Below are 5,679 nucleotides of genomic sequence, written 5' to 3'. Positions count from 1 at the left end.
GGCCGCCCAGCGTTCCCCGGAGGCCGCCAACGGCCGCGGCGCCGCCGCAGGCCCACGCCGCGCGCCCGATTCCCCGCCGCCGCGCCAAGCGGGCGGCTCGCCGGTAGTCCAGGACATCGCGGGCGATCACGCCGCACCGGCCGCTCGCACCGCGAGCCGCCGCACCGTCGAGCGCGCGGCCGCCGCCGCGCCCGTCGCCCGACCGGAGCCAGAACAGGCCGAAGAGGTCACCGACGTCCTTCCACCGCTCGAAGAGCAGACGCGCGCCAAGCGCAAGGGCGTGGGCTGGCCGACCAAGGACGGCAAGGGCGCCGAGCCGAAGGCGGTCGGGACCTCCGCGCAAACCCGCCTGCAAGCTTCCCGGGAGCGCCGCAACAAGCGGCTGCGCGCCGCGGGACGCGCCGGGATGACCGTGTGCGCCGTACTCGTCCTGTTGACCACCGGCGGCGGCTGGAGCTATCTGCGGTCGACCAGCGACAGTTTCACCCAGGTCTCCGCCCTCGACGAGAACTCGGAGGACATCGTCGATTCCAATGCCCAGCTCGGCGACGAGAACTATCTGCTCGTCGGCACCGACACCCGGGCAGGCGCCAACGGCAAGCTCGGCGCGGGCACGCTGGACGACGCCGAGGGGTCCCGCGCCGACACCACGATGCTGGTGCACCTCCCCAAGGACCGGAGTCGGGTCGTCATCATGTCCTTCCCCCGCGACTTGGACGTGACCAGGCCGCAGTGCAACGGGTGGGACGGCGAACGGTCCTACACCAAGGAGAAGTTCCCCTCCGCGATCGGCGACAAGCTCAATGCCGTCTACAACCTCGGCGGCCCGATGTGCCTTGTCTCCACGATCCAGCGCCTCACGGGCGCCTCGATCAATCACTTCATCGCCATCGACTTCGCCGGCTTCGAGACGATGGTCGACAAGATCGATGGCGTCGAGGTCTGCGCGACCAAACCGCTCATCGACGATGTCCTCGGCACCATCCTCGCGCAGCCGGGCAAACAACGCATCAACGGCGAGACCGCGCTGAACTACGTGCGTGCCAGGCACGTCTACGGCGAGGAGCGCAGCGACTACGACCGCATCAACCGACAGCAGCGCTTCCTCGCTTCGCTGCTGCGCGGAGCACTGGCGAGCAAGGTGCTCTTCGATCTGGGCAAACTGAACGGTTTCATCAAAGAGTTCACCGAGCACACCTTGGTCGACGAGAAGACCAGGCCCGAGGATCTGCTGAGGCTGGGCCGCTCGCTGCAGAATCTCGACGCGGGCACGGTCACCTTCCTCACCGTCCCGACCGCGGGCACCAATGCCTACGGCAACGAGATCCCCCGCGAATCCGACATCAAAGCGATCTTCAAGGCGATCCGCGACGACCAGCCACTGCCGGGAGAGAAGCCGAGTGTGCGGGACGACGCATCCGCCCCCGCTCCTGCCGCGCCGACACCGACGAAGTACCGGGCGGTAGATCCCTCCACGGTCTCACTGCTGGTATCCAACGGCTCCGGTTACGAAGGTCTCGCGCGCACGGCCGCCACGAAACTCGACAACCAGGGCTTCACGATCTACAACACCACCAATTACGCCAACGGCAAATCCGCGACTACCAAGGTGCGCTACGCGGCGGGCCTGGAAGCCGAGGCCGCCACGGTGGCCACCGCGATCCCCGGCGCGACGATCGAGCCGGCCGACGATCTGGGCGGCATCGTGGAGGTCGTCATCGGAGCCGACTCGGCGAACGGCGTCACCGTGAAGGCCCCGACGCCGGTCGGTGACGAGATCACCAACGTTGTGACGAGCACCCCGACGGATTCGACGCCCGCCGTGCTGCCTTCGGATCTGGAACACGTCAACGCGGCCGAGGAGATCTGCAAGTAGGCGGTCCGGGTGCACCGGCCAGCACCCTGGCTCTGCCCGCCTCGAGCTGGCGCGACCCTGAGGTATCGCAACACATGGTGCGATACAGATCACATATTGCCGCTCGGCGCACGCGGCTCCAGCGGTCGGCCCCGGCCGTCGACCCGGCCAGCGGCAACCTCCACGCTAATGATGCACACCGGCCATTCACTCGGTGTTGGTGACTTGGTCAGCGCGGCGAACTAGTGTCAGGTTCCATGCGTGTCATCTACAACGAGCAAATGGCCGAACTCGCCCACCTGCTGGGCGAGATGGCCGGCTTGGCCGGCTCGGCCATGGAGCGGGCTACCCAGTCGCTGCTCCAAGCGGACCTCGCCCTGGCGGAGCAGGTGATCGGTGAATCCGACCGGATCGCCGAGCTGATCCAGGACGCCGAGGAGAAGGCCTTCGCTCTGCTCGCGCTGCAGGCGCCGGTGGCCGGCGATTTGCGGCAAGTGGTGAGCACCATCCAGATCGTCGGTGACGTGAACCGGATGGGGGCGCTCGCACTGCACGTGGCCAAGGTCGCTCGCAGGCGTCATCCGAACCACGCGCTACCCGAAGCCGTCAACGGCTACTTCGCCGAGATGGGGCGCATCGCGGTGAACATGGGCTCCGGCGCTCGCGAGGTGCTCGAGACCCGCGACCCCGAGCGCGCCGCGCAGTTGAACGAGGACGACGAGGCGATGGACGATCTGCACCGTCACCTCTTCACCCTGCTCATGGACCGGGACTGGAAGTACGGCGTGGCCGCCGCCGTGGACGTCACGCTGCTCGGCCGCTACTACGAGCGCTTCGCCGATCACGCGGTCGAAATCGGCCGCCGGGTCATCTTCCTGGTCACCGGCATCCTCCCGCCCGACCCGGATGCCGAGGGGTAGCCGAAGGGCTTGCCGGGCTTGACGTTTCGCAGGCGGCGAATGATAGATTGAGCCGCGCCGGGGTGGGATTGCCCGGGTATAGCGTTACACCGGACGGGGATCCGGTACGAAGGGGGGCGTTATGAACGTCGATCCAGCAGAACTGCGGGCGCTGGCTGCGTCAATGGACAAAATCGGCGGAGATATAGGCGCTTTGACCGTGCGCGCCACCACAGACGCGCTCGGCGGCGTTCTACCGGGTTCGTCGCTGAGCGATGTGTGCTCGGCGGCCGGCACGAATCTCGAAGACGCGTGGCAGCGAATGGCCATGCGATGCAAGCGAGTCTCGAATATCGCGAAGGGCGGCGCCGCGAATTACGAGGTGTCCGACCAAGAGTTTCGCGACGGGCTCGACGCGATGGGTGCGCACCTGTGAGGACCACGAATGCGACGCCCACGCTGAGCCAGGTGCGTTCGGAATGGCAGCCATGGAAATTGAGCGAAGCCGGATCGGAAATACGCACTCGCAACGGCGAATTCGTCACCCTGATCGATGAGACGGTAACGCAGATCCGAGCAGCGGGCGCGCATTGGAGCGGCGACGCCTACTACGCCGCCTACGACCGGATCGCCGGAGATCGCGACGCCGCGAACAAAGTGGCGCTGGATACCGAGGAACTCGCGCAGACATTGATCGACAGCGGCACCAGTCTGGCAGGTTTTCGCCAGGCGTTGCTGGACAAGGTCGACCAGGCCGTAGCGGCCGGATTCACCGTCTCCGAGGACTGGCAGGTCACTCCGGGGCCCGGCGGCTCGGACGCGGACGGCGAATCGCAGTACACCCATCAGACCGCCATCACCACCGCGCTGAACGAATTGCTCGGCACCCAGTCGGATCTCGCCACCAAGATCGAGCAGGCAAGCGGGGACGTCCGTGCCCGCAGCGAGCAGCTCGGGGACGGCGACCCGCTCGACAGCGGCCAGACGCCGGAGGGTGACCCCATCCTCGCGGTGTACAGCCAACCATCCGGCACGCCTACCGACGAACAGCCGTCGGACCAGTCGAAGCAGGAGGACGAGGCGGCCGCGCCGACCACGCCGGCGGGTACGCCTCAGGCGAGTCCCATCGCCGCTGAACAACCCGGAAAGCAGGAAGGAACCGATCAATCCGGGAAACAAGAAGGAGCCGATCCGTCCGGGCAAAAGGATGAAACCGATCAATCCGGTAAGCAGAACGAGAAGAGCGGCGACGGTACGGACGCGCCCAAATCCGATCAAGCCGCTTCCACCGGCGCGGCCAGCGACCCGAATTCTTGGAAGCCGTCGGACGTTACGACTCTCATTTCCACGATCGGCCAGATCACCGGAAACGTTCCCACGCTGATCGAGTCCGTCAGCAAGCTGGACGACAATCTCGCCGACATCATCAAAGCGGGGGGCGAGGCGGGCAAGAACCTGATCGACTCCGCCGGTACAGCCGCGGAGAAGTTCGCGAACGCGACCGACACGGTGAGCACCAGCGCCGACCGTGCGGCCGATGGCACTCAAGCGGCTTCCCCGGCCACCGGCGATCCGGCCAAGACCGAAACGCAGGCGCCTACCCAGCCGGGCACCGATCCCGCCACAGACCCGAACGCGAAAGCCACCGATCCGAAGACGGACAACTCGGCGGCGGACAATTCGGCGAGCCAACCAGCCTCTGTCCGGACAGCGAGCTACACCGGCATCGACTCCACCAGCCCCGGCAGTACTCCCGCGCCAGGTTCCCCGTCGACCGCTCCGGCGAGCACCGGTCTGCTCGGTGCACCGGCGGCGAGCAGACAGTCGGATACCGAGCACACGCGTCGAGTGCAAGCAGAGCCGACGCCACTGTTCGAGACCCCCTACGCCAACGAGTAGCGGCATCGCTTTCCCGGCCCCGGACATGGCGAAGGCCCTGGTCAGCTAGTAGCCGACCAGGGCCTTCGTTTCGCTGAACCCGCGTGGTGACGCGATCGGCGCCGAATCAGCCGAAGCGGCCGGAGATGTAATCCTCCGTGGCCTTCTGCGACGGGTTGGAGAAGATCTTCTCGGTGTCGTCGATCTCGATCAGCTTGCCCGGCTTGCCCTGGGCCTCCAGGTTGAAGAAGCCGGTCTGGTCACTCACACGCGCGGCCTGCTGCATATTGTGCGTGACGATGACGATGGTGAATTCCTTCTTCAGTTCGGTGATCAGGTCCTCGATCGCCAGGGTGGAAATCGGGTCCAGCGCCGAACACGGCTCGTCCATGAGCAGCACGTCGGGCGACACGGCGATGGCGCGCGCGATGCACAGACGCTGCTGCTGACCGCCGGAGAGGCCGCCGCCCGGCTTGTCCAGGCGGTCCTTCACCTCGTTCCACAGGTTGGCGCCGCGCAGCGAGCGCTCGGCCACCTCGTCCAGTTCCTTCTTGTTGCGCACGCCCTGCAGCTTGAGGCCCGCGACCACATTGTCCTTGATGGACATGGTGGGGAACGGGTTCGGCCGCTGGAAGACCATGCCGATGGTGCGGCGCACGCCCACCGGGTCGACCTGGGTGCCGTAGATGTCCTCGCCGTCCAGCAGCACCGCGCCCTCGACCCTGGCGTTCGGGGTTACCTCGTGCATTCGGTTGAGCGAACGCAGCACGGTGGACTTGCCACAGCCCGAGGGACCGATGAAAGCGGTCACGCTGCGCGGCAGCACGGTCAGCGAGACATCGGACACGGCATGGAACTTGCCGTAGTAGATGTTCAGATCTTTGACGTCGATCCGCTTGGCCATTTTGGGTAATCCGTTCCGCTTCTATCGGTTCCGGGTGAGCAGGCGGTTGAGGACCGCAGCCGCCAGGTACAGGAAGGCGATGATGAGAATGAGGGTCAGAGCCGCGCCCCAGACCCGCTCGCGTCCGGCAGCTTCGGGGTTGG

At 66.5% G+C, this 5,679-nt stretch carries 5 protein-coding genes and 1 pseudogene; 4 read left to right on the top strand and 2 right to left on the bottom strand.

What is annotated here, in order from left to right:
* The 4 genes from ON27_RS03415 to ON27_RS03400 all read left to right on the top strand — a co-directional run.
* Positions 1-1,876 (top strand): LCP family protein (locus ON27_RS03415; RefSeq protein WP_051046177.1); only part of this gene is annotated, 1,876 nt, incomplete at its 5' end.
* Between the two features lie 236 nt (positions 1,877-2,112).
* Entirely contained in the window at positions 2,113-2,775 is a 663-nt protein-coding gene (gene phoU, locus ON27_RS03410) for a phosphate signaling complex protein PhoU (RefSeq protein WP_043719140.1), read from the top strand.
* 121 nt (positions 2,776-2,896) lie between these two features.
* A complete protein-coding gene (locus ON27_RS03405; RefSeq protein WP_043719138.1) occupies positions 2,897-3,190 on the top strand; it encodes a type VII secretion target in 294 nt (97 codons plus the stop codon).
* Complete coding sequence (locus ON27_RS03400) at positions 3,187-4,653, top strand: hypothetical protein (RefSeq protein WP_043719136.1); 1,467 nt, start codon at positions 3,187-3,189, stop codon at positions 4,651-4,653. The genes ON27_RS03405 and ON27_RS03400 overlap by 4 nt, the downstream gene beginning before the upstream one ends.
* Positions 4,654-4,759: 106 nt before the next feature.
* On the opposite strand, the gene pstB is transcribed toward ON27_RS03400, so the two are convergent.
* Entirely contained in the window at positions 4,760-5,536 is a 777-nt protein-coding gene (gene pstB, locus ON27_RS03395; protein WP_039795034.1) for a phosphate ABC transporter ATP-binding protein PstB, read from the bottom strand.
* Positions 5,537-5,557: 21 nt separating this feature from the next.
* Positions 5,558-5,679: pseudogene (locus ON27_RS45570) on the bottom strand (phosphate ABC transporter permease PstA); the annotation flags it as partial.

Source organism: Nocardia asiatica NBRC 100129 (assembly GCF_000308415.1).
GTDB classification, from domain to species: Bacteria; Actinomycetota; Actinomycetes; order Mycobacteriales; family Mycobacteriaceae; genus Nocardia; species Nocardia asiatica.
This window is presented reverse-complemented; position numbering and strand designations above follow the sequence as displayed.